This is a genomic window from Rhizobium sp. WW22 (assembly GCF_047041135.1).
In the GTDB taxonomy this organism is placed as follows: Bacteria; Pseudomonadota; Alphaproteobacteria; order Rhizobiales; family Rhizobiaceae; genus Rhizobium.
The window spans coordinates 266,095-288,939 of sequence record NZ_CP178199.1; the positions used below are offsets into that span (position 1 = coordinate 266,095).

The 22,845-nt window shown below is 57.5% G+C and carries 22 protein-coding genes and 2 pseudogenes; 13 read left to right on the plus strand and 11 right to left on the minus strand.

Annotation, left to right across the window (positions count from 1 at the left end):
• Positions 1-176: 176 nt before the first annotated feature.
• A complete protein-coding gene (locus ACK83U_RS20135) occupies positions 177-419 on the minus strand; it encodes a DUF2934 domain-containing protein (RefSeq protein ID WP_112610502.1) in 243 nt (80 codons plus the stop codon).
• The gene (locus tag ACK83U_RS20140; protein WP_112401008.1) at positions 388-648 is read right to left on the minus strand and encodes a hypothetical protein; all 261 of its coding nucleotides are present in this window, start codon (positions 646-648) and stop codon (positions 388-390) included. Before ACK83U_RS20140 ends, ACK83U_RS20135 begins: the two co-directional genes overlap by 32 nt.
• A gap of 946 nt (positions 649-1,594) precedes the next feature.
• On the opposite strand from ACK83U_RS20140, the gene ACK83U_RS20145 reads away from it, so the two are divergent.
• Positions 1,595-2,689, plus strand: coding sequence for a sensor histidine kinase (locus ACK83U_RS20145; protein ID WP_412474975.1), 1,095 nt, complete (start codon positions 1,595-1,597; stop codon positions 2,687-2,689).
• Positions 2,690-2,833: 144 nt separating this feature from the next.
• Here the strand turns inward: ACK83U_RS20145 and ACK83U_RS20150 are convergent, their stop codons facing one another.
• Entirely contained in the window at positions 2,834-3,850 is a 1,017-nt protein-coding gene (locus ACK83U_RS20150) for a sensor histidine kinase (protein WP_112610506.1), read from the minus strand.
• A 405-nt stretch (positions 3,851-4,255) separates the two neighbouring features.
• On the opposite strand from ACK83U_RS20150, the gene ACK83U_RS20155 reads away from it, so the two are divergent.
• On the plus strand, positions 4,256-4,648 hold the full coding sequence (locus tag ACK83U_RS20155) for a response regulator (RefSeq protein WP_112610508.1): 393 nt from the start codon (positions 4,256-4,258) through the stop codon (positions 4,646-4,648).
• A 148-nt stretch (positions 4,649-4,796) separates the two neighbouring features.
• Positions 4,797-5,033 (plus strand): annotated as a pseudogene (locus ACK83U_RS20160) (VOC family protein); the annotation flags it as partial.
• Positions 5,034-5,350: 317 nt separating this feature from the next.
• Here the strand turns inward: ACK83U_RS20160 and ACK83U_RS20165 are convergent.
• Entirely contained in the window at positions 5,351-5,545 is a 195-nt protein-coding gene (locus tag ACK83U_RS20165) for a hypothetical protein (RefSeq protein WP_112610512.1), read from the minus strand.
• Between the two features lie 305 nt (positions 5,546-5,850).
• Between ACK83U_RS20165 and ACK83U_RS20170 the strand changes: the two genes are divergently transcribed.
• Positions 5,851-6,084 carry a hypothetical protein gene (locus ACK83U_RS20170; RefSeq protein WP_112610514.1) on the plus strand — a complete coding sequence of 78 codons (234 nt, stop codon included), beginning with the start codon at positions 5,851-5,853 and terminating at the stop codon, positions 6,082-6,084.
• A gap of 157 nt (positions 6,085-6,241) precedes the next feature.
• On the opposite strand, the pseudogene ACK83U_RS20175 reads toward ACK83U_RS20170, so the two are convergent.
• Positions 6,242-6,938, minus strand: a pseudogene (locus ACK83U_RS20175) (IS6 family transposase).
• 699 nt (positions 6,939-7,637) lie between these two features.
• The gene (locus ACK83U_RS20180; protein WP_112338778.1) at positions 7,638-8,276 is read right to left on the minus strand and encodes a GntR family transcriptional regulator; all 639 of its coding nucleotides are present in this window, start codon (positions 8,274-8,276) and stop codon (positions 7,638-7,640) included.
• Positions 8,277-8,452: 176 nt separating this feature from the next.
• Here ACK83U_RS20180 and ACK83U_RS20185 point away from each other — a divergent pair, with 176 nt between their 5' ends.
• From ACK83U_RS20185 to ACK83U_RS20215, 7 genes are all read left to right on the plus strand, one after another.
• Positions 8,453-9,877 carry a M20 family metallopeptidase gene (locus tag ACK83U_RS20185; protein ID WP_112610516.1) on the plus strand — a complete coding sequence of 475 codons (1,425 nt, stop codon included), beginning with the start codon at positions 8,453-8,455 and terminating at the stop codon, positions 9,875-9,877.
• Positions 9,870-11,546, plus strand: coding sequence for a M28 family peptidase (locus ACK83U_RS20190; protein WP_112610518.1), 1,677 nt, complete (start codon positions 9,870-9,872; stop codon positions 11,544-11,546). The genes ACK83U_RS20185 and ACK83U_RS20190 overlap by 8 nt, the downstream gene beginning before the upstream one ends.
• Before the next feature lie 58 nt (positions 11,547-11,604).
• Positions 11,605-12,459: a transporter substrate-binding domain-containing protein gene (locus tag ACK83U_RS20195; protein WP_112415616.1), complete on the plus strand. Its 855-nt coding sequence runs from the start codon at positions 11,605-11,607 to the stop codon at positions 12,457-12,459.
• 81 nt (positions 12,460-12,540) lie between these two features.
• Positions 12,541-13,260: an ABC transporter permease gene (locus ACK83U_RS20200; protein ID WP_112610520.1), complete on the plus strand. Its 720-nt coding sequence runs from the start codon at positions 12,541-12,543 to the stop codon at positions 13,258-13,260.
• Entirely contained in the window at positions 13,260-14,000 is a 741-nt protein-coding gene (locus ACK83U_RS20205; RefSeq protein WP_112610522.1) for an ABC transporter permease, read from the plus strand. Before ACK83U_RS20200 ends, ACK83U_RS20205 begins: the two co-directional genes overlap by 1 nt.
• Positions 13,997-14,764: an ATP-binding cassette domain-containing protein gene (locus ACK83U_RS20210; RefSeq protein ID WP_112610524.1), complete on the plus strand. Its 768-nt coding sequence runs from the start codon at positions 13,997-13,999 to the stop codon at positions 14,762-14,764. The genes ACK83U_RS20205 and ACK83U_RS20210 overlap by 4 nt, the downstream gene beginning before the upstream one ends.
• A 32-nt stretch (positions 14,765-14,796) precedes the next feature.
• Positions 14,797-15,654: a transporter substrate-binding domain-containing protein gene (locus tag ACK83U_RS20215; RefSeq protein WP_112610526.1), complete on the plus strand. Its 858-nt coding sequence runs from the start codon at positions 14,797-14,799 to the stop codon at positions 15,652-15,654.
• A 760-nt stretch (positions 15,655-16,414) separates the two neighbouring features.
• Here the strand turns inward: ACK83U_RS20215 and ACK83U_RS20220 are convergent.
• Positions 16,415-17,032, minus strand: a complete 618-nt coding sequence (locus tag ACK83U_RS20220; protein WP_112610528.1) for a TetR/AcrR family transcriptional regulator — start codon at positions 17,030-17,032, stop codon at positions 16,415-16,417.
• 409 nt (positions 17,033-17,441) lie between these two features.
• Between ACK83U_RS20220 and ACK83U_RS20225 the strand changes: the two genes are divergently transcribed.
• Positions 17,442-18,185 carry a DUF72 domain-containing protein gene (locus ACK83U_RS20225; RefSeq protein ID WP_112610530.1) on the plus strand — a complete coding sequence of 248 codons (744 nt, stop codon included), beginning with the start codon at positions 17,442-17,444 and terminating at the stop codon, positions 18,183-18,185.
• Between the two features lie 137 nt (positions 18,186-18,322).
• On the opposite strand, the gene ACK83U_RS20230 is transcribed toward ACK83U_RS20225, so the two are convergent.
• The 4 genes from ACK83U_RS20230 to ACK83U_RS20245 all read right to left on the minus strand — a co-directional run bounded on the left by ACK83U_RS20230 (position 18,323) and on the right by ACK83U_RS20245 (position 21,312).
• Complete coding sequence (locus ACK83U_RS20230) at positions 18,323-18,721, minus strand: hypothetical protein (protein WP_412474976.1); 399 nt, start codon at positions 18,719-18,721, stop codon at positions 18,323-18,325.
• Positions 18,722-18,842: 121 nt separating this feature from the next.
• A protein-coding gene (locus ACK83U_RS20235; protein WP_412475021.1) for an IS5 family transposase occupies positions 18,843-19,621 on the minus strand; the annotation gives its coding sequence in 2 pieces (ribosomal slippage) (positions 18,843-19,286 and positions 19,289-19,621; 777 coding nt in all).
• Positions 19,622-19,684: 63 nt separating this feature from the next.
• A complete protein-coding gene (locus ACK83U_RS20240) occupies positions 19,685-19,954 on the minus strand; it encodes a hypothetical protein (RefSeq protein WP_112610532.1) in 270 nt (89 codons plus the stop codon).
• 707 nt (positions 19,955-20,661) lie between these two features.
• The gene (locus tag ACK83U_RS20245) at positions 20,662-21,312 is read right to left on the minus strand and encodes a TetR/AcrR family transcriptional regulator (RefSeq protein WP_112610536.1); all 651 of its coding nucleotides are present in this window, start codon (positions 21,310-21,312) and stop codon (positions 20,662-20,664) included.
• A gap of 316 nt (positions 21,313-21,628) precedes the next feature.
• Here ACK83U_RS20245 and ACK83U_RS20250 point away from each other — a divergent pair, with 316 nt between their 5' ends.
• Positions 21,629-22,834, plus strand: coding sequence for an HlyD family secretion protein (locus tag ACK83U_RS20250; protein ID WP_112610538.1), 1,206 nt, complete (start codon positions 21,629-21,631; stop codon positions 22,832-22,834).
• Positions 22,835-22,845 lie beyond the last annotated feature (11 nt).

Genomic DNA, 22,845 nt, shown 5'->3' on the forward strand with positions numbered 1-22,845 from the left:
GGTCTCGCAAGGGCCAGTACGGGCGGAAATGATTGTTGCGATATAGATTTGTCTCCATCAGGGAACCACCTACTGGCTGCGCCCTGCAAGAGAATTCACGAGATTCCGGGCCGCTGCTCCGTCGTCGGATGGAGCCCGGTTTGTAGTCTCTGCGGCCCGACGACCCTGGAAACAGGTTATTCACGAATGGGTCGCGGGCTTTTGGCACGAGTAGTTTTCTTCTCTTTACGGTCATGCGGTCCCGAACCATTGCTTTTCAGGTCCTCTGACTTGTCGGTCTCTTGCTCGGTTCGCTCATGCTGTTCTTCGGCGCGTTGCCAATGATCAAGGTGCCGTCCCTCCGGTCGACCCTCTTCCTCCCAGATTTTGTAGGCACGCTCACGACGCTTATCCGAGTTTTTGTCTTCGTGATTGGCCACGGAAGTTCCTCCTGGTTTTTATCGGAAAGTCATTCGTCAGTTCGCTAAATGACGGAGACCGACGTTTCGCAGCCATGAGCAAATCGAGCTCGATCGATGATGGGCCGAAACGAAGGAAAAGGTTTTCGGCCATGGCATCATCGAGACCATATTTCTTTTGGAAATCCTCCAGCGAATAGGGGTTGCCCCTTACCAGTCGGCGCCGCTCCAAAGGCCGTTGCGTTTCCATATTGCGTCATCTCCTCGCGTAGCTCAGCAAAATCGCTGGCGAGACTGAAAGTTCCCCACAGCGCGAAATATTGTGAAAGAGCACGCACGGCCTGGGCGAGCTATTGGGCTACGTATCAGCGCTCCAACGTCGCGGAACCAGATAGACGCAATGCGCGGTTCACCATGGCCTTTGCGTCGCGATCGAGCAAGGCAGACCTGTCGCGCTGCGCTAAACGCACCCATATCTGCCGCATGACGTTGTCGAAGGGAGCGTCAACATGCCTCCTATCGCAGCAAGGATGTCTATTTAACGGCTTGGTCTTTTGGCTCGCTGAAGGAGACCTCTCCGATAACCTCTAGATTGCCGGACCTCGTACCAGCATGCGGCCCGGCGATATGAGTCTAATGCACAGATTTGTACAAAGCTGTTGGCAGAAAGGATACTTTCCGCTCACCAGGTTTGACGATCGTACCAATTATCGACGTCGGACCGCGCCCTTACTTGCTTCCAGTCCATTGCGTTGTCTCCTCATTGTTTCTCAGGGGACAACGCGTTTCATTTGTATTGGTTCGAGCGAATGCGCCATGCTTTGAGCCGCCGCCTTCCACCTTCTGCACTGCACAGCGCCAGGGGCTCGCAATCTTTGTCAATTCGAACCTTCCGACGTGAAGATTATCGAGCTTCTTCCTTGCCTTAAAGGAAGCCGATACGCGAATTGACGAGGTGCTCCACGGTGCGGCTAGACGCTTGTGCTTGAAAAAATCGTATTGCGACACATTTTTAGACAATAGAGCAATGCTCGTGGTCCAGCTGGAGGAAGGATTGGCAATCCTCATGTCTCCCTCATAGCCTCAGGGCTATGCGCTGTCCGGTGTTTAAACCCCAACCTGCTTCCCATCCAAGCTGGTCGGCGCTCGGCAAGCAGCTTTCGAGACAAGGCTGCTGGCGATGGAGGAGCGTGAATATGACGCAAGATGCAAATGAGCCTACAGGTTCGCCCTTCACCGCGTACGAACGGAGGAAGGCGTCCTCGGATTCGGTGATGAACAACCCGCTGGGGGGACACTTCGGTATCTTGGGTCTTTCTGCCGAAGCGTGGCTCGCCGCCATCGTTGAAAATTCCGACGATGCGATCGTCAGTAAGACCGTCAATGGAATTATCACCAGCTGGAACAGAAGCGCCGAGCGACTTTTCGGATTTTCCGCCGCCGAGGCGGTAGGGCGTCACATCAGTATCATCATCCCTGACGATCGCCTGCATGAAGAAGATACAATTATCAATCACATTCGCAATGGCAGGAGGATCGAACATTTCGAGACGATAAGGCAGCATAAGGATGGAACGCTCCTCGATATTTCGCTGACGATCTCACCAGTCCGGGATAAGAATGGCGAAATTGTCGGCGCGTCGAAGATCGCTCGCGACATCTCCGAGCGAAAGCGGATGGTGGAGCGACAGCGGCTGATGCTGCGGGAAATGCACCATCGCATCAAAAATCTGTTCGCCATCGTCAGCGCATTGATTTCCGTCAGCGAAAGGTCCGCGGAAGCGCCCGGTTCATCTTTCGCCAACGACCTACGCGCGCGGGTGGCAGCATTGGCCGCCGCTCAAAATTTTGTCCTAAAGGAATCAGAAGGCGGCTCCGATGGGCATGCTTCAACAAGCCTTTTTGGTCTCATTGACGCAATCTTGTCGGCTCACCAGGACAAGAATGGCGCCCGCATCGTCGTTAGCGGAGAGGACGTTAGCGTGAACAATGCCGTGCTGACGTCGCTAGCTCTGCTTTTGCACGAATTCGCAACGAACGCGATAAAATATGGCTCTCTTTCGGTAAACGGCGGTCGGGTCGAAATTGAGGTCTCTCGTAATAACGGACTCGCGCTGACGTGGACCGAAGTCGATGGGCCTCCCGCACGGGTCCCCGAGGGATCCGCTGGCTTCGGATCTGAGCTTGAACGCATGACAATCGCCTCATTGAGGGGATCGATCCATCGAGATTGGCGTCCTGATGGGGTGCGTATCCTCGTTGAAATCCCTGATCAGCTTGCGCGGCGTTAGGTGAAGCTGATTGAGCCGGAAAATTTGAAGCGCGATGCCTCCACTGGTCGCCAGATGGTACAGTTAAATGGTTTAACTCCTAAATGGTTTAACTCCACAATCGCATGCCTTGTTCGCTGGCATATTTCGGGTCTGCTAGAGGGATTATCCACCAAGCGACTGTAGCGGGATCCTCAGACTGATGCGCAAGCCGTCCGATCTCCAATCTCGGGTGATCGAGCCCTTGAGAGCGTCCAGTGCGAGTTGCTCCAATCGAGAGCCGAAACCAGCCGCCCCGCTTGGCGCGTCAATTGAGGGCCCACCGACCTCGGCCCAATGCAACTCAACTCCATCCTGGTCTCGAACTTCGACGTCGATATGGCCACCGGATGCCGACAGCGCGCCATATTTGATCGAATTGGTGACCAGCTCATGAAGGAGCAACGCGATCGATGTAAGCGCAACAGCGCCGACCGCAATGTCATTGCCTTGGACGGCGATGCGCTCACCCTTCTGATCCTGGTGCGCTGCGAAAATCGCTTGAATGAGGGCAAAAAGGCTCGCGGAGCCGCTGGATTGGGAGTTTCCGCCGGTGTGACCCAAAACGAGATTGTGTGCGGCAGAAAGAGCCCGGATGCGCGCGCGCAAGTCGTCGGCAAGGCCGCGGGCGCTCGTGGTTGTTCGTTCGCTCACCGAGACAAGCGAATTCATGACGGCAAACAGGTTCTTCACCCGGTGGCTCATCTCTTGCAGCAGGAGATCTTGCCTCTCGATCAACCGCTTCCGCTCGGAAATGTCGCGTACGATCTTGGAAGCGCCGACGATCTCGCCATCCTTGTCCGTCACAGGGGAAACCGTCAGCGAAATATCGACCAGCGTCCCATCTTTGCGACACCTCACCGTCTCATAATGCTCAATCCGCCGGCCTGCCCGAATGGAGGCGATTATGGTTGCCTCCTCATCCAAAAGATTGGGCGGCACGATAATGGTGATGGGCTGTCCGATTGCTTCGGCAGCTGAGAAACCGAAGAGTCGCTCTGCGCTTTTGTTCCAGCTCGTGATGATGCCGTTGACGGATTTGCTGATAATGGCATCTTCTGAACTTTCGACGATTGCAGCAAGCCAGGCGTCAGCCGATAGGGGGAGGGCCGCCGAATGGGCATCGTTGCGTGCGTGTGACACTTGTTTCTCCTGTCTCTTACGCTGTCACAGATTGCGAGAATCAATTCGTCGTGTCGTCTCTTGGAGGCGCGATAGACTGCCTCTCAGCTGCCCGGATCGATCCGAGTAACCGCATTTAACCTATGCTCTGTATAATGGATGCCAAGCCGAGAAGTTTCAAAGTTAATGATGTCTCTAGCGGCATCAGCAGAGTCTCCCGCTCAAGTGGCGACTATTCGCCCGGAAAGTTCAATCGCGCTGGGTGGCTTTGGGAACATTTCTATTGGCGTGATGTTGGAATGACCGAAATGCGCCGCCGCTTGCCGGACTTCCTGACGAAGGTGGACAGCTGCCGATGGGCCGCTATTTACCCTCCGGCCGGGCCAGCGATCCGACAAATCGCACAAGGATTTTGACGAGGCATTCATGCGAATCCTGGTTGTTGAAGATGAAGTTCTGATTGCCCTTGATGTGGAATCTGTACTGCGCTCAGCCGGCTATGACGTTGCAGGGCCAGTCGGCAATAGCGAGGATGCTACCGAGTTGGGAATTGGCGCCGATATCGCCCTCGTCGATGTTCATCTCAGTGATGGTCAGACGGGTCCCTCATTGGCCGGGTACCTAAGCCAAGCGCATGGTGTCACTGTCATATTCGCAACCGCCAATCCGGAAATCGTCGCCGCCGATCCTCACGCTATCGGGGCTCTGGTTAAGCCCGTCTTCGCGACCGATCTACTCAGCACCATAGAGTATGCCGTTGCGCTCCGCAGGGGCGAACCCGCTTCGGCACCCCCCTGCCTGAAACGCCTTCAGGCGTAGTCTTCGGGTCGCCGGTGCCGCCCCGTAAATTTTCGAAAAATGCGTCCCACTGCTTGATCCGACCATGATATGGGCAAGGAAAAGCGTTCCGCAATCGCTAACGCCAATTTCGGACGTGTTCATGCAGGCCAAGATGTTCTGGTCCCATCGGCTGATGATCACGAAACCGATCGACGGTAAGCCCGCGACCGCTGCCAACGGTGGGGCGATCGGTATCGCCGCCGCAAGTCGCGGCCATGTTCTGGCGTGGCATGCCGCCGGTGTCGCACATGGCGGTGCGGCAATTGAGAGCCCGCCTGCGGAGCGCCCGAATGGAGCATTCGTCGCATATCTTCGCGATGTTGACGGAAATAAGCTGACGGCGAGGTCTCAGCTGACGAAATGATAGGGCGTTGCCCGCGTCCCACGTGGGAACCTCAGACCACCGGGAGGGGTTTAAGCGGTATGAATTTCGGAGGTCTAAGATGGGGCCTGCAAGATATTGCGCCGTGCGCGACACCGCTTGGTCTTGGTCTGTCCTCGACGCGAACACAGGCCGGGTTGCGGCTTACAACAACGTTATTCTTGCCGGTCTCAGCGAACGTCTCGCCGAGGATATGGCAAAGCTCCTCAACGTGGAGTGCTCGGCTGCCGACACGAAAATCTTCTCATCATCAGGATCATGCGAGATATAGGCATGGGCATAAGGCCTGCACTGCTTAGTCATCCGAGATGATCGGCGGCGCTCATACCAAGCTCGAAGAGCTTTTTCTCATCGTGGACGCCCTGCTGATAAAGCTTGATGACAAAGGCGGCAATGTCCTCAGCCTTTTCGGCTTCCCGATTAATGCTCAGTTCGGCAAGGATGGCGTCAAATACGTGTTGACAGGTACCGAGCGCCTCGGAATCCAGGGACATATCTCTGGTGCGAGAGTATCTATTGACCACCCTTCGCCATCTCCTGACCATGGATTGGGGAATTCACTTAGAAACTAAAACTTTCCTTGTGGCTTTTCAATAATCGAGATTAGGAGCGCTTCTGATTGTCAAGAGCGTGAAAAGCCCGGGGGTCGGCACGCTGGTCGGCTTGTCTTGGCTCATCTCGAACAGCGTATGCGGCATTTTGATCCGTCGCTACTCATTGACGAGGACGTACTTCACCACAATAAGGTCGCGCCGAGAAATTTGGTAAGAACGAGCGAAGCCACAACAGGAGCATCAGAGTGACTGACCCGACCGTATCAGACGCAATCAACCGCATTTATGAATCGCTCCAGGCGGACAATGCCGACATCGACTTGCATATCGCGACCCTCAAGGCAGCCTTGGCGCGGGCGGGTTTAAAGGAAGCCGTATTCGACCCGGCTAAACTGGTGCAGAACAATCGTTCAGGCAGGAAACTCATGCAGGCCTATTTTCGTCAACGCGGGGTGACCGTGAAATTCGCTACCTCGTGACGCGGAACCGATCTCGACGATCATGTTCGCATTTCTGCTTCGTGGCCTGGGCTGACTGGTATCCGGGAGCCCATATCGGCACAGCATAAGGTGTAGCGTCAAACTCCCGGTAGGTGCTGTCACGTTGTTTGAAAAGGTCAGCATTGAGCAGCGGGACCTAATTTAGTACCGCATTCCGGTCACGGCTTTCTATTCCGCCATGGCCTTGGCGGTGGATATGGATGGCCAGCGCGGAGTTTTTGGAGCTTGGTGGGACGAAGAGATTTCGCAGCGTTGAGAATATGCTGATGAACCGCTGCAGACCTCCAGGCGATCGGAAGCCCTGCATCATTCGCTCTCGTTTTCGCAAAGGTAGATGCGAGCTCTCCGCTCGATTGTTCAGTCCCTTGTGGGATCGGCGCTCGACGGCTGGCATGACGTCGCGCTTGGCCGCACCGTATGAGCGCAGTTTGTCGGTGATGATGCGCTTGGGTGCGAGACTTTGTTTCTTCAGCAGCCGGATCAGCAACCGCTTGGCCACCTTTGTGTTCCTGCGGGTTTGAACGATCTCATCGAGACCATAACCATCCTGGTCAACCGCGCGCCAAAGCCAATGTCTTCGCCCGCCGATGGCTATCATGACCTCATCCAGATGCCAGATGTCACGATGCGACGGTTTCTTGCCGCGCATAGGCGGAGCCGAATTTCCGGCCCCATCGGCGGATGATTTCATAGGAAGCGACGACGCCGCGTTCCAACAGCATCTCCTCCACCAATCGCAGGCTCAGTAGGAACCGGAAATACAGCCAAACTGCCCGAGCGGTGACCTGTGGCGGGAAACGGCGGTACTTATCATTGACGGTCGGCAAGCTCATCCTGCCCGACCTAACAGCCAACCATTAAACCGAAATCAACGTGACAGCACCCGTCAGTGTTCTGATCGAAGTCTCGCAATTCGACATCCGAGTTTGAGCTTTCCAGGTTCTCGCATAACAATCTGCTCCGGATTTCGCTGCGGCCTAGCGCCCCGCTGCTATGGATGACACTTAGCGCCAGAGAAAATTCTTCCGATGAGTCGCTGCTGGAAGCAGCAATTCAATCCAATTTTCTTTGAAGATTAGAACATCTTTTCCTGCCTAAAATCTACTAAAATATAGTGTAAATTATCTAATCAACTGGGCACGTTGTCGTCATGAACATCCTCGCGCTGAGTGGAAATGTCAAAACACCGTCGAGGACGGCGTCTTGGCGGAGCTGCGTTCATAACATCGCCGACGTCCGGTTTTCATCAAGTTGCCTACCCGCTTTCCGCCAGCTACTATCTGGACTTAGTTCTGGCATGGGGGCGGGAAGCTCCTTGAAATCCGTCGGAGCATCCCACTCTGCAATCGGCTGCAATGCTATGAGAACCGTGGACGCCCTCTGGCCGCACCTTCAAGAGCTTTATGACTTGACGCGATTGTGCCCGCATCATCAATAGAAGATCCGCGAAGGCAAAGGACACGCCTTGTCAGAATCTGTGGGGATAGGCTCGCCGGGCATGCCCCTTTTATTCGAGCTGTGGTCGATATCACCTATGTCTGCAAAATATGCCTGCGGGTCAGCTCCTTGAGTATATCGACGTCGCGTTTCTCTATTGCGTCGATCATCTGCTGGTGCTCGCGGCCGGACTGCTCGATGCGGGCTCGGGTTCGCCATTGCGACACCGGTGCCGACGAGGTGCGCTGCCGGATTTCGGTGATGAGTTCGACAAGCTCCTGATTTCCCGCAAGTACCAGCAGGTACCGGTGAAAAGCCAAGTTGGCTTCGTAAAGTTCGAGCATGGTGCCATTGAGCACCAGATCGTCGAAGCGCGAAGCCAGCGTACGCAAATTGGCAATATCCGCGTCGCCGGCATTGGCGACGATACGGTCGCTGATCGCCACTTCGAGGATCACGCGAATATCGCTTACTTCCTGGGCGCGGCGCCCGTCCTGCTCGTGCACGTGATAGCCGCGATTGGGAATGTGCTCGACAAGCCGCTTCTGCACGAGGCGGTCGAGCGCCCGCCGCACCTGCGGCCTCGTACAGCTGTACCGACGCTCCAGATCGATCTGCTTTAGCCATGTTCCCGGTGGGAGCCTGCCCGCAAGGATGTCCTGGAGAATGAGCTCGGTCACGTCGGGCATATCTTCGTGTGACGGCGCTGCCGCTTCAGCTTCCAGTGAGTTCATGCAGCTCTCCCAGACCTTCCCAAGTTGGCGATGACTATCATAGGTCCGCATTTTTCAACAACGGCCCGTGATCGCTGCCGAAAAAATATCCATGCTCATCTCTTGCGCATCCGTTCTTATTGGCACATAAATTGGTGCCAATTTAGTATCCATTATATGAGGCGAATGGCAAGTCCATGCAAAATTCCGATGCGGTCTGGGACATCGTCGAAAAGAAAAGTGCCGAATTCTTCGCACTCAGCGATCGGATCTGGGACATTCCGGAAACGAACTACCTGGAATACCGATCCGCGGAAGAACATGCCGAGATGCTTGAGCGTCAGGGGTTTCGCGTCGAGCGCGGCATCGCCGGCATGCCGACGGCTGTTATGGGCGAGGCGGGCGAGGATGGTCCGGTCATCGCGATCCTCGGCGAGTTCGATGCGCTGCCGGGATTGAGCCAGGAAGCCGGTGTAGCGGAAGAGCGGCCGCTGGTCGATGGCGGCAATGGCCATGGTTGCGGTCATAACATGCTGGGCGCCGGCTCTATGCTCGCCGCGGCCGCGGTCAAGGATTTCCTCGCGCAAAACGGCCTGAAGGGTAGGGTGCGCTATTACGGTTGCCCGGCCGAGGAGGGTGGATCCTCCAAGGGCTTCATGGTTCGCGCTGGCGTTTTCGATGATGTCGATATCGCGATCTCCTGGCATCCAGCAGCCTTCGCCGGCGTCAACAATCCCATTTCGCTCGCCTGCAACGAGATCAATTTCCATTTTTCCGGCCGTGCCTCGCACGCTTCGGCCACGCCTCATCTTGGCCGCAGCGCGCTGGATGCGGTCGAGCTGATGAATGTCGGCGTCAACTACATGCGCGAACACATGCCGTCGACGGCGCGCATTCACTATGCCGTCACCGATGCTGGCGGCGCTGCTCCCAATGTGGTGCAGGCGCGCGCCACCGTGCGTTATCTCGTGCGGGCGCGGACCCTGCCGGAACTCCTTTCGCTGGTCGCCCGTGTCAAGAAGGTTGCCGAGGGTGCCGCCTTGATGACGGAGACGACGGTTCGCAGCGAGATCATCAGCGGCGACGCCAATCTCGTCGGCAATACACCGCTCGAGGAATGCATGTTCGCGCAGCTGGATCGGCTCGGGCCGCCCGTGTTTGACGACACGGATCGCGAGACCGCGCTGAAGTTTCAGCAGACCTTCAGTGCAGAGGATATCGCCGCTTCCTACGGCCGATTTGCGTTGAAGCCGAAGAAGGGCCAGGCGCTCTGCGAGGAAATCTTTCCGTTGAATGCCGGCGACGGCACGCTGGTCGGTTCGACCGATGTCGGAACGGTCAGCTGGGTCGTCCCGACCGTGCAGATGCGCGGCGCCACCTATGCGATCGGCACGCCCGGGCACTCCTGGCAGCTCGTCGCGCAGGGCAAGCTGCCTGTCGCTCACAAGGGCACCGAACATGCCGCCAAGGTGATGGCGAGCACGGCCGTCGAACTCATCCGCAATCCCGCGCTCATCGCGGCCGCCAAGGAAGATCACAAGGCGCGCCTCGAAGGTACGCCCTTCGTCAATCCGATCCCGAACGATGTCGAGCCGCCGCTGCCGGAGAAGGTCAATGGCTGAGGCCGGTCTGAAGCCCGATCGCGCGCGCTTGATGGCGCATATTGGCGAATTCGCGCGCCGGGTAAAGCTTTCGGGCACGGCCGAAGAGCTGGAAAGCTTCCGCTATCTCCAGGCTGAAATGGACGGCTTTGGCTATCGCACCCAGCTTCTGACGCACGATGCCTTCATCAGTTTGCCAGGCGCCGCCACTGTTGAGATCGATGGCGAGAACCTTCATTGCATCACGCATTCCATGTCGGTCTCGACTTCAGCCGCAGGGGTAACCGGCCATCTCATCCATGTCGGCGAGGGAACCGAAACCGATTTCGCAGGTAAGGATGTTGCCGGCAAGATCGTTCTGGTCGATGGTATCGCGACCGAAGAAGTGGCCGCTCTTGCGAGTGCGTTCGGCGCGCTCGGCGAACTTCACATCAGTCCGAACGAGCATCTCTACGAGATGTGCGTCTCGCCGGTCTGGGGCAGCCCGTCGCAACACACGCGCGACAGGCTGCCGACGACCGTCATCTGCTCGATCGCGAAGGATGACGGCCGCCGCCTGCGTGAAAGGATTGCGCGCGGAGAAGCCGTAACTGCAACGCTTTGCGCGGACGTCGATACGGGTTGGCGCAAGACGCCGCTGCTTGTTGCCGAGCTTCAACCGAAAGGCGACGATGGGCCCTTCGTCCTGTTTTCCGGCCATCACGATACCTGGCATTTCGGGGTCATGGACAATGGCGGCGCCAACGCGACGATGCTGGAAGCGGCGCGCCTGCTCGCGCTTCGTGCCTCCGAATGGCGCCGGGGCTTGCGCCTATGCTTCTGGTCCGGTCATTCCCATGGCCGCTATTCCGGCTCCGCCTGGTACGCGGACGAGTATTTCGACGAACTCGATCGTCGCTGCGCCGTCCATGTCAATGTCGATTCCACCGGCGGCGAGGGCGCGACCGTCCTCACCAATTCCGGTGTGATCGACGAACTCAGGCCTTTGGCCGCGGATGTGATCGAGCGCGTGACCGGACAGAAACACGCCGGCAGGCGTCATGGCCGTGCTGCGGATCAGTCTTTCTGGGGCATCGGCATTCCCTCGATGTTCGGCAGCCTCAGCCATCAGCCCCCGGGGCCTGTCAAGATGCTGACGGCGCTTGGATGGTGGTGGCATACGCCGCACGATACCGCGGAACATATCGATCCGGACAATCTTTGCCGGGACACGGCGATTGTTCTCGAGGTTCTCTTGCGGCTGCTGACTTTGCCCGTCCTGCCGCTGGATTACACTCAATATGCCGCCTCCCTCGGCGAACAGATTGGGCAATTGCGGGCAGCGCTTGCCGGCCGTCTCGATATCTCCGGCCTGTCCCAGGCCATCGAAGACTTGCGCGTCAACGCAAATTCGCTTCTGCGGGTGAGGGATCCCACGCCGGAAAGAGCGGCGCGGATGGATGCCTCGCTGATGCGCGCAGGGCGGCATCTCGTGCCGCTGAACTATACGAGCGGCGAACGCTTCCATCCCGATTCCGCGCTCCCGCACGTCGCCTGGCCCTCGCTGGAAGGGCTGCGCGCGCTGGCGAGATTGGATGAGGGCGCGCCGGATACCGCTTTTTACGTCGTTCATGCGCGTCAGACGAGAAATCGCGTCGCTCACGCGCTGCGGGAAGCCAATGCAGCCCTGCAAGCGGCTCTGGAGACCTGACGCCGAGAATACCGGATCTGAGAAAAGGCCGCTTAGGCAGCCGAAAAGGGGAACGAACATGAAAAATAGAAAAATCCTTGCCGCCGTATTCGGCGTGATTACCTTCCTTGCTCCGCTGACCGCCGGCGCCAAGGACTGGACCCAGGTGAAGGTCGGCATCGAAGGCGCATTCCCGCCATGGAATCTGATGGATTCGAGCGGCAAGCTTGCCGGCTTCGACGTCGATCTCATCAACGATCTCTGCAAGCGCGCCAAGGTGGATTGCGAGTTGATAGCCGGCGAATGGAACGCGATGATCCCAAGCCTGAATGCCGGCAAGTTCGATCTGGTGATGACGCTCGGCATCAACGAGAAGCGCAAGCAGGTGGTCGATTTTACCGTACCCTATGCGAGCGGTGTCGCAAGCTTCCTGCTCGTGAAAGATGGATCGGTTTCACCCTTGCCGATGACGGGTGAGCGGCTGAATCTCAACGATAAAGCGAAGGCGGATCCGGTGATGGCGGAGATCGGCAAGGCTTTGAAGGGTAAGACGGTTGGCGTCGTCCAGTCGACCAGCCAGGAGCAGTTGATCAATTCCTATTTCGGATCCGATGTGACGGTGCGCGCCTATAAGAATTCCGGAGAGCGCGATCTCGATCTGAAGGCGGGCCGTATCGATGCCGGCTTCGACAGCGGCGTCTACGAAACCTCCGTGCTCGCCAAACCCGGCAACGACGATCTGATGATGTCCGGACCCCTGGTGAAGGGTGCGATGTTGGCAACGGAGGTCGCTCTCGGCATGCGCAAGGGCGAAACCGATCTGAAGGCGAAATTCGACGATGCCATCAAGCAGGCGGCCAAGGATGGTACCATCAAGCAGCTCTCGGAAAAATGGAGCAAGATCGATTTGACGCCGACCTTCGAGGCCAATTGAGCGCATCCCGCATCCATCGTTCCTGGCCGAGGCTAAGACCATGACTTCCCTTGCCCATATCCATTCTTTCAGGTCAAGCGCATGAACCAGCCAACCCTATTCGAGCTTGCCGGCTTCGGTCCGGATGGCTGGGGTCATGCCCTCCTGGCCGGCGCCTGGATGACCATTCTTGTCGCGCTTGCCGGCTATGCAGTCGGCGCCTGTATCGGAACGCTCGGCGCGTGGGGCAAAATCGCGGGCAATCGGTTTGCCCGCGCCACGGCGGATGCCTATACGACGGTCCTTCGCGGCATTCCCGATCTATTGGTCATCTACCTCTTCTACTTCGGCGGCAGCGCGGTCGTTACGGCCATCGGCAAGATGTTCGGAGCGGAAGGCTTCCTCGGTTTTCCGGGTTTCCTGGCTGGTTCTCTTGCCGTCGGTGTCACGTCCGGTGCGCAGTTCACAGAGGTGCTGCGCGGCGGGTTCAAGGCCGTGCATCCCGGTGAGATCGAGGCTGCCATTGCCTGCGGAATGCCGCGCTGGCTGCGCTTGCGCCGGATTATCGCGCCGCTGACCTTGCGCCATGCGCTGCCGGGGCTCGGTAACGTCTGGCAGGTCGTCCTCAAGGAGTCGGCGCTGGTCTCGATCACCGGTGTTGCCGAGTTGCTGCGACAGGCGCAGGTCGGCGCTGGCTCCACGGGACTGCCGTTCGATTTCTACCTGATCGCAGGGGTGATCTATCTGATGATCTCGACCCTATCCGGCCTGGTCATCCAGCGGGCCGAGCGCCATCTGTCGCGCGGTGTGAGGAAACGCTGATGGATTGGCAATTTCTTGAAGAGACTTTCGTGAGCCTTGTCGCGGCGATCCCGTTGACGATCGAACTTGCTGTGACATCGATCTGCCTCGGCGCCATCCTCGCATTGCTTCTGGCGCTTGCACGTCTGTCGGGCTTCACCATTCTCGACTGGTTTGCCCGGCTCTACGTCTTCGTCTTTCGCGGCACGCCGCTGCTCGTCCAGATCTTCCTGATCTACTACGGTCTCGGCCAGTTCCCCGTCATCCGTCACAGTATTTTCTGGCCGTTTCTGCGCGATCCCTATTGGTGCGCCGTCCTTGCGTTGACCCTGAATACGGCGGCCTATGCCAGCGAAATCATCCGCGGTGGTCTGCTTTCGGTGCCGCATGGGCAGGTGGAGGCTGCGCGCGCCTGTGGCATGCATCGTCTCATGATGTTCCGGCGCATCATCCTTCCGCTTGCCATCCGCCAGGCGCTGCCGGGCTATGGCAACGAGATGATCTCGATGGTGAAGGCGACATCGCTCGCCTCGATCATCACGCTGATGGAAGTCACGGGCGTTGCGGCGAAGATTATTTCGGAAAGCTACCGCGCCATCGAGGTCTTCGTTGTTTCAGGTGCCATCTACCTGGCGATCAACTTCGTGCTGACACGCCTCATCCAGTTTGCCGAGTACCGGCTGAGCCCACACCTGCGCCCGCCCGTGCCGGTGATGCGCGATACCGCCGCTGCGGCAGCCTCCATAGGAGATCCGAAATGACCGCCACGCCAATCGCACTCAGCGTGCGCGACATGCACAAGAGCTTTGGACCGGTCGAGGTGCTCAGGGGCATCTCGCTCGATGCGTTGGAAGGCGACGTCGTCTCGATTCTCGGCTCGTCAGGCTCTGGAAAATCGACGTTCCTGCGATGCATCAATTTGCTGGAGACGCCCGATTCCGGCGAAGTAACCGTGGCGGGCGAAACGATCCGTATGCAGCGCACCGCCCGCGGCGCCCATCGCGCGTCTGACGGCAGGCAGGTCGATCGCATCCGGTCCCAGCTCGGCATGGTGTTCCAGAGCTTCAATCTCTGGTCCCACAAGACGGTGCTGGAGAACGTGATAGAGGCGCCCGTCTACGTCCAGGGTCGTTCGCGCGCCGAATGCATAGAGGAAGCGGAAGCGCTGCTCGCCAAGGTCGGCATCGCCGACAAGCGCAATTTCTACCCGACTCATCTTTCGGGGGGCCAACAACAGCGCGCGGCCATCGCGCGTGCGCTCGCCATGCATCCGAAGGTCATGCTGTTCGATGAACCGACGTCGGCGCTCGACCCCGAGCTTGTGGGCGAGGTCCTGAGGGTCATGCGCGCGCTCGCCGAGGAGGGGCGCACCATGCTCGTCGTTACGCATGAGATGGGCTTTGCGCGCGAGGTCTCGAGCCGCGTCATCTTCCTGCACAAGGGCGTCGTCGAGGAAGACGGCAAGCCGCAGGATGTCTTTGCCGGTTCGCGTTCCGAACGCTTCCGCCAGTTCATCAGCCAATAATTTCAAGCTCAATTACAATGGGGAACTCGATCATGAAATACCTGACCGGACTGCTGACTGCGATCATGATGGTCGCGACCCTCGCAACGACGAGCGTCGTGCGCGCGGAGGACAAAAAGTGGACGCATGTCACCATCGCGACCGAAGGCGCTTTTCGCCCATGGAATTTCACCAAGGCGGACGGCAGCCTGGACGGATATGAGATCGAACTGATCAAATATCTCTGCGATCACATGAAAGTCGAATGCACGACCGTCATCCAGCCCTTCGACGGCATGATCCCGGCGCTCAATGCAGGTAAGTTCGACGCGATCATTTCTGGCATGTCGGCAACCGCAAAGCGGGAGGAAGTCATTGCCTTCAGCGATTCCTACGGGACGACCGGCCAGACTTTCGCAACCCTGAAGGACTCCCCACTTGTCGATCTTCCGATGAAGGGCCAGGTGTTTTCCCTCGCGACCGATGAAGCCGGCGCGGTCAAGGCGCTGAAGGAACTCGAACCGATGCTCAAGGGCAAGACGATCGGCGTGCAGACGGCATCGATCGCGGCAACCTTCCTCGACAAGTATCTGAAGGGCATTGCCGATATTCGCGAATACAAGACGACCGAGCAGCACGACCTCGACCTGAAGGCCGGCCGCGTCGATCTCATCATGGCATCCATGGCCTATCTTTCGACAGCAGCTGCAAAGCCCGGCAATGAAGATATGACCGTGACCGGACCGCGCTTCCAAGGCGGCCTTCTCGGTCGCGGCAGTTCCGTCGGCCTGCGCAAGGACGACACCGAGTTGAAGGCGATGTTCAACGATGCGATCGCAGCGGCAAAAGCCGACGGCACGATCGCAAAGCTGTCTCAGAAATGGTTCGGCTTCGACGTGACCCCGAAGTAAATCCACAACGAAGCCAAACCGTCGCCTTCGTCGCCTTCGACGCCGCGGACCTTCGCGCGTCCGAGCGCATCTGCAGTCCTCTGGGCGACGGTATCGTCTGCAAATATGTAGACCAACAGATGGATGGAAGACGTTGCCGCATCGATATCCTCGACAAGAAGGTGCGATTCGTGTCTATGCCGACCCGGCAGATCTCCTGCTCCACATTGACGAAGTCGGGGCGGCGATGAGTGCAGCCGAGAACCCAACGCTTTTTCTCGCAGCGGATAGACTTATGTTGCCGATCGAGCCGGGCGATCTCAGCTTGGTGACGGATACGAGGCACTGATCCGCGAGGATTACGCCCGTTGCCATCCCGGGATACCTTGGAATGGCTTAAACACAGGGCGCCTTTCTCCAAGGAGGATCAAGGGTTATTATATGATTGGATGGCCATAGTTGCCCGAAAGCCAGGGCGGATCGGTTGGGTGTCCTAAAGATTTATGCTGGGCGACATGCGGTTTTGAGCCATTATGGTGTGGCCGAGTGGGAAATTGCCAACTTGACGTCTGCATCCGTGCAGGTGGAATCAACATGCTGGCCAGACCTGCCCACCACTTGGAACGATCGTGATGTTGCGTGGAATATCGGCGGATATTCCAACGTGTTAGCTAACCGTTCAAGAGGTCGCAAGTTCGGATCCCTTCAAGGCGCCCATACGCCGGCCGCAATAAAGTTCTCTACTTGCGGACAGCATAAGGGGCGTGTCTATCGGTTCCCTTCAGGTGCCACGCTTCCCGGGCCAGGCCGTGAGTGCAACGTCGATCAGCCGTTTCAGCAGGGCATTGCAGGCGCCGTCGCAAGCCTGAGCGGACATGCCCTGGATGATCGCACCATAGAAGCGCGCGAGGGTATCGGTATCTGTATGTGTGGGTAGTTCGCCCTCCTCGACGGCCCGGTCGAAGCGGGCTTTGAGGGTCTGCATTGACGTCTCGCGCAGTGCCGCCGTCATTCGCGCCACGGATGCATTCTCCTCCGCATGCTGCAGGACAGCGGTCGAGACCATGCAACCTCGTGGCTTGTCCGGCTGCGTGTCACCATCGGCGATATCGTAAAGGTAACGGCTCAAAGCCTCATAGACTGGAAGATCAGATTGCAGGATTTCCGATCGACGGCTGGTCTCCCGGGCAATGCTGAAGTCGAGCGCCTGGCGGTACAATTCTTCCTTTGAGCCGAACATCGAATAAAGCGTCGGCGGATTGATCCCCATGGCTTTCGTCAGGTCGGCTGTCGATGTTCCTTCGTAACCGTGCTCCCAGAACAGCCGTGCCGCGATATCGAGCCCGGCGTCGCGATCGAGCACGCGTGGCCTGCCACGCTTGCGGGCTTGTTGATCCATTAAAATAGCGATCACTATTAAATTGTTGACAAGTGCCGAACAGGATCGCGCTCGCTGAGCGTCTGTTGTGGTGTCGACCAACGTTGGAGGGAGGGCGGAGCCGGCCGCGTGCTGCTGCGCATGATCGGTGCCGGTATTCTCGGCGTCGTCAATGGCTGGGAGGGTGCGTTCAAGGGGCTGCTGGCGCTGCAACCTCTGCGCTGCTGACACCAGCCATCGCCGATCTCGTCAAGGGCATGCTGCAAAATAGCACTTTGTCTGACCAAGATAAGGTTAAATACTGGGTGGCACGTCAGCTTAAAATGTTCTGGATAGCATTGTGGTTCGCGACGTTGCCTAATGGCGGCCGGAACTCTGCCATTGGCTCCCTCGTTTCGTTCGAGCGCCCAAAAGCTCGGAGGAAGTCGATTTGCCGATCGTTGCCACTGCGGCCTGGTCCATTCCAAAAAAGGTAGCCGGCCGGTTTGCACAGGAGGGAAGTGCGTTGACTCGATACGCTTCGGTGTTCGATGGCGTCGAGATCAATTCCACCTTTTACCGCCATCACAAAACATCAACTTTTGCACGCTGGGCCGAAACCGTTCCCAAGAATTTCCGGTTTGCGGTAAAGATCCCCAAAGAGATTACCCATACTCGAGCGATGAAAGACATCGCCCAGCTGTTCCAGACATTTCTCGATGAGATCGCGCCCCTTGGAGAAAAACGCGGTCCGCTGCTCTGCCAGCTGCCACCGTCGCTGGCGTTCGACGCTGATGAGTTCGAGACGACGTTTAAGGCGATGCGGAACGCCGATAAGGGACCGATTGTCATCGAGGTAAGGCATAAGAGCTGGGCATCGGCCGAGGCATTGGATCTGATCAAAAGCTTTGCGATTGACCGGGTTCTCGCCGATCCTGCGCCGGTGTGGCAGGCAGAGGATTTCGACACGGTGCCGCGATACGTTCGTCTCCACGGTAAACCTAAAATCTACTACTCGAGCTATGCAGATGAGGAGATGCGATCGTTTTCGAAACTTTTGGCGCCGGACGGCTGGTGCGTGTTCGACAATACCGCTTCCGGAGCCGCAATCGAAAACGCGCTGGCGATGCAGGTTTTGCAATCTGCGCTGCGGCCCGCAGGATGTTCGGATGCGGCGACCTGCGGTGGAAGCTAAAGTGTTCAGACTTTTGCGCATCATAATTGCAAATCGGGCGGCCGGATCGATGGTTCGAATCCCATCAAGAGCAAGTAGTCCCGCTTAAACCTCGGTTGTTGGCTCATAGCCACAAACGGCCTCTAAAATCTCAATTGTCATCTGGTGGGCTTGTGATGGAATCCTTGAGTATTCTGATTGGTATAAAAGTTTAGACATAACAGCCTCGTCGAGCCGGGCGTCGCGCGGCTGCATTGAGCCCCCGCGATAGAAAATCTTTTTCGCAACGATCTCGGCTGGCGTTTCGAGGTAAAGCCTCTGCCCACGTATTTCTCTTTCTCTCGTGGGCTCAAACCCAAGGTGCGTTGCGACGATAGAGCGACCTCTCCGATATCCTTGAACACGATTTTGAGAGCATGTGTGCCGTCGAAAGTGTAAGCGTCAGGGTACAGGTCGAGAGCGAAGCCCTGCGTTTGTGGATTGAGATAAGGTAGCACCTGAGGATCGTCGATGAAGATATCGACGTCGAAACTTTCCCGGTGGCCGATTTGAAGCATCAGCGCAGTGCCGCCGCCGAAACTCCAGCTGTCGAGAACGGAAACTTCGAATTAGCTTGGCTGATTATTTTCAGGGCCTGGTCAAAGAGCGCTGCCCAATGACTATTTTGCGATTGTGTCACTAGGACGCGGACTCATTAGCTGAAGCGATCCATATCCTCGTTGCGGCGAGTTTGAGGCCTGCAAGGTAGTTGTCCGCACGTCTGTCGTATCGTGTTGCCAGACCACGCATCTGTTTGATGCGATTGAAGAAACGCTCCACCAGATTGCGCTGGCGATAGACCCAACGGCTGAAGCTGAAGGTCTGTCTGCGGTTGGCCTTGGCGGGGATGTTTGCCCAGCACTTGCGTTGCTTGGCAAAGTTACGGATCGCGTCGGTGTCGTAGGCCTTGTCTGCAAGGAGTGTCGATCCGGGCTGCATGTCGCTCAGCAACTTTTCGGCCATGGGAGCATCGGCGGCTTGACCCGCGCTCGGTTCCAGCCGAACAGGCAAGCCATCAGCATCGACGAGCGCGTGGATCTTTGTTGTCAGGCCGCCACGCGAACGTCCCATGCAAGGATCGGCAGATCCCCCTTTTTTGCATTGGCACCATGTTGGTGAACGCGGACGCAGGAGGAATCGATCATCACTATGTCGCCGGCATAACGTTTTGAAACAGCAGCCAGAAGGCGATCCCAGACGCCCGCTTTACGCCAGCGCGAGAACCGATTGTAAAGCGTTGTGCGTGGACCATAGCGCTCCGGCACATCACGCCAGGATGAGCCAGTCCGGAAGCGCCATAGGATACCATTGATCACCCGGCGGTCATCTACGCGCTCAATTCCACGGCTGTTGGTCGGCAGCAACGGCGCGATAACCGCCCATTCCTCGTCGGTCAATTCATGACGGCGCATGGCAATCTCCTTTTCTGGAGATTGAATCACACACCAGCACCAACATGAACCCCGTTATGGGGACACGGCCTAGGCGGCCCGGGCAAGCGATAGTTCGTATCCGGCCATGTCGGAAAACCGCTGTGCAACGACAGAGGCATCAGTAAGATTGACGTACATTTCATCCAGAAACGAATGCTGAAGGCTTTCGCAAACTTCAGAAAAGAACGCAAATGCAGATGCGTCGCAATACTTGGCGCTTGCCGGGTCGACAATCTTTGACGTCAACTGCTCAGCCGAAAGGCTCGTCCCGTAAGGGGCGTTTACCGTGGCTAATACTGTCATAGTGACGAACGTCATCGATTTTTACCGCAATTAATACATTGCCTTATATAGCGTCTTGCGGCGACGGGGACAAGGAACGAGCAGTTTGACAGCCTCGGTTCTTGGGGTTCGATTCCCTTCGACTCCACGATAGCGCAAGGGTAGACGGTTCATGTCTCTTCAAGACCACTAAAAATTGTATCACTTTTGCTCTTCATAAAGGAGAAGGCGCCCCCCTGATTCCAGGATTTCGATTGACCGTCGACAGTAAGCTCAGCGTCGGCACGCCCAAGACGCTCCTGTGGCGGTTCTTGGGAGGCCCTGGTAACGCCAGCATAGGGGTTTGCCATGTCGGAAATGACGAAGACTGCGCCCGCGACGGGCAAGGCCGAAACAAGTATAACCGTGAGGACTGTTCTATGCGGCGGTGCCTGAAGGTCGAATTTTACGAACAGAATTGCAAGCCAAGAGATCATGACCGTGAGGAATGGACGCGGCAGCCCTTCAGAGTCGGCGGAGCTTTGCAACCCGGGCCGCGCGCGCTGTTACACAAGCTCGCCGACGGGAGCGATGATCGCGCCTGTCGAACGGACCAACAGCTTGACGCTGGTTTCACGATCGTTTGACCTATCGACCGGCAAACGTTGGGACCGCCTTGCATTCGCGCCTGTTCGAGCCTTCATTGGTGCAGAAACGCGACGAGCGGAGAGCTGACCGAGAAACGCAGCAGCGGCGCCGTTTCGTTATCGCGCCCTCGTGCCTTCCAGGAAAAGCTGTGCGCAGGCTTGCGCGCGCGCGACGATCTCGCCATCGGCTATGTCTTCTACCTGGCCAAGCATGACAGCGCGCTGAGGTTCCATCACCATCATTCCCCGGAGCATTCCGGTCGCGGCATGCGCATCCTGAACCTCGATCTCTTGTGAGGCGATACGTGTCTGCAGCCAATCTTGCATTGTCTTGCTGGTCTTTTGAATGGCCCGTACATAAAACGCCGTTGCAATCTCTGGAAAACGTTCGGATTCGCCGAGGACAAGCCGCGTCATGATGATTGTCTCATGGGAAAGCGTAAGCCTGCCGTAAGCGATTAGCAGCTTTTCGAGGCTTTCCCGGAGGGGCAACTTTGCGAGTTGCTCAAAATCCGAGGCAAGCATGTAGTCGTTGATCGTCTTTGAGATAACGTCGGAAAACAGATCCGCTTTTGTCGGGAAAAGGCGATATAGCGTCTTCGTTGAAATGCCTGCCGTTTGAGCAATGACGCTGATATTTGCCGACGCATAGCCTGCCTTCACAAACTGCTGGTTTGCTGCCTCAAGGATTAACTGTCTCGTTTCCTCGTCCGATCTTACTCGTGGCCTGCCGCGGCATCGCTTTTCCTGCCGGTTTCGCTCAGTCATTCCGTAGTCCTCGTGTTTCTCCACCACGATATGATTGTTAAAGAAAATAGCAAGTTTCCTATTTTGACGACAGCAGCGAATCTGCGGCGCGCTGTTTTCTCACACGAGACCGGACGTAGCGCTAGGCGTTCACGCCTCCAGGAATAAAGATTAGGCATCGGCAAGTTGGATAATTAGGAAACAATTTGTTTTCTAAAATATTGACACCGCGGGCGAGTGACGTATATTGGAAAACAGATAGTTTCCTAAAGAGAGCTTGCCCCCAATTTCAAGGCCGCGGCCGAGATGACAGCGACCTTTCACAAGGAGAAGGATGATGTCTGTTCAAGCGCTGCATGCCGTAAACGAAAACGCTGCGGGAGCTAGATCTACCCTCGAACCGGCCGCGGAACGAGTGCCCACAACTCTTGACGCCGGCAAGACGCCCCGCAGTGGCGCGGCGGCCGCGGTCGCGACGGCGCATGGACCGAGCCGCCAGCTTCGCGGACGCTCATTGCTACTTGGTGCGGCAGCTATCGCTGTGGCTGCCGCCGTTGCGTATTATGGGCACAATTATTGGACGGAGGGCCGCTTCGAGGTTTCGACCGATGACGCCTATGTCAAGGCGGACAGCACGACCGTCGCACCGAAGGTTTCCGGCTATCTGTCCGAGGTTCTTGTCAGCGACAATGAAGTGGTCAAGGCTGGCCAACCACTCGCCCATATCGATGATCGGGATTTCCGTACGGCGCTCGATCAGGCGACGGCAGATGTCGCCGCCGCGGAGGCGACGGTCAATGCCAAGCAGGCGTCGCTTGACATTCAGCAGTCCACAATCGCTGCCGCCCGAGCAACGCTCGATGTCGATAAAGCCAACGAAACCTTCGCCGAGCAGAACAACAAGCGCTACACCAATCTGGCCACCAATGGCTACGCGCCAGTCCAAACAGCTCAACAGACCGCTTCGGCGATTGCTGCAGCCCAGGCGACAATTGTTCGAGACACCGCCGCGCTCGATGCGGCGATAAAGCAGGTCGACCTCTTGAACGCCGAACTCACTCAGGCCAAGGCGACGTTGGCGCATGATCAGGCGGTCGCACATCAGGCGGAGCTCAACCTCTCTTATGCGACTATTGTCGCGCCCGTATACGGAACCGTCGGCAACAGGACGTTGCGCGTTGGACAATATGTCCAGGCCGGCACCCAGCTGATGTCGGTCGTTCCGACGACGGCGGCCTACATTATCGCCAACTATAAGGAAACGCAGCTCACCGATGTCCATGCCGGTCAACCGGTCAACATCGATGTCGATATGTTTCCCGGCCGCACATATCGCGGCCACGTCGACAGTATAGCTCCGGCAAGCGGTCAGGAATTCGCGCTCCTGCCGCCCGACAACGCCACTGGCAATTTCACGAAGGTCGTTCAACGTATCCCCGTCAAGATCGTTCTCGACGGAAGGGCCGCCGACACAGCTGACCTGCGTCCGGGAATGTCCGTCCAGCCCAGCATCGACACCAAGGCCGATGCAATCAGTCACTAGGTGCGAATGCA

Bases quoted from the DNA above. Each gene is read 5' to 3' on its own strand.
- ACK83U_RS20230 (WP_412474976.1), bottom strand. From the start codon at position 18,721: ATGCTTCAAATCGGCCACCGGGAAAGTTTCGACGTCGATATCTTCATC.
- ACK83U_RS20215 (WP_112610526.1), top strand. From the start codon at position 14,797: ATGAAATACCTGACCGGACTGCTGACTGCGATCATGATGGTCGCGACC.
- ACK83U_RS20220 (WP_112610528.1), bottom strand. From the start codon at position 17,032: ATGGATCAACAAGCCCGCAAGCGTGGCAGGCCACGCGTGCTCGATCGC.
- ACK83U_RS20140 (WP_112401008.1), bottom strand. From the start codon at position 648: ATGGAAACGCAACGGCCTTTGGAGCGGCGCCGACTGGTAAGGGGCAAC.
- ACK83U_RS20210 (WP_112610524.1), top strand. From the start codon at position 13,997: ATGACCGCCACGCCAATCGCACTCAGCGTGCGCGACATGCACAAGAGC.
- ACK83U_RS20155 (WP_112610508.1), top strand. From the start codon at position 4,256: ATGCGAATCCTGGTTGTTGAAGATGAAGTTCTGATTGCCCTTGATGTG.
- ACK83U_RS20240 (WP_112610532.1), bottom strand. From the start codon at position 19,954: ATGACGTTCGTCACTATGACAGTATTAGCCACGGTAAACGCCCCTTAC.
- ACK83U_RS20180 (WP_112338778.1), bottom strand. From the start codon at position 8,276: ATGAACTCACTGGAAGCTGAAGCGGCAGCGCCGTCACACGAAGATATG.
- ACK83U_RS20165 (WP_112610512.1), bottom strand. From the start codon at position 5,545: ATGTCCCTGGATTCCGAGGCGCTCGGTACCTGTCAACACGTATTTGAC.
- ACK83U_RS20200 (WP_112610520.1), top strand. From the start codon at position 12,541: ATGAACCAGCCAACCCTATTCGAGCTTGCCGGCTTCGGTCCGGATGGC.
- ACK83U_RS20185 (WP_112610516.1), top strand. From the start codon at position 8,453: ATGCAAAATTCCGATGCGGTCTGGGACATCGTCGAAAAGAAAAGTGCC.
- ACK83U_RS20245 (WP_112610536.1), bottom strand. From the start codon at position 21,312: ATGACTGAGCGAAACCGGCAGGAAAAGCGATGCCGCGGCAGGCCACGA.
- ACK83U_RS20190 (WP_112610518.1), top strand. From the start codon at position 9,870: ATGGCTGAGGCCGGTCTGAAGCCCGATCGCGCGCGCTTGATGGCGCAT.
- ACK83U_RS20145 (WP_412474975.1), top strand. From the start codon at position 1,595: ATGACGCAAGATGCAAATGAGCCTACAGGTTCGCCCTTCACCGCGTAC.
- ACK83U_RS20205 (WP_112610522.1), top strand. From the start codon at position 13,260: ATGGATTGGCAATTTCTTGAAGAGACTTTCGTGAGCCTTGTCGCGGCG.
- ACK83U_RS20250 (WP_112610538.1), top strand. From the start codon at position 21,629: ATGTCTGTTCAAGCGCTGCATGCCGTAAACGAAAACGCTGCGGGAGCT.
- ACK83U_RS20195 (WP_112415616.1), top strand. From the start codon at position 11,605: ATGAAAAATAGAAAAATCCTTGCCGCCGTATTCGGCGTGATTACCTTC.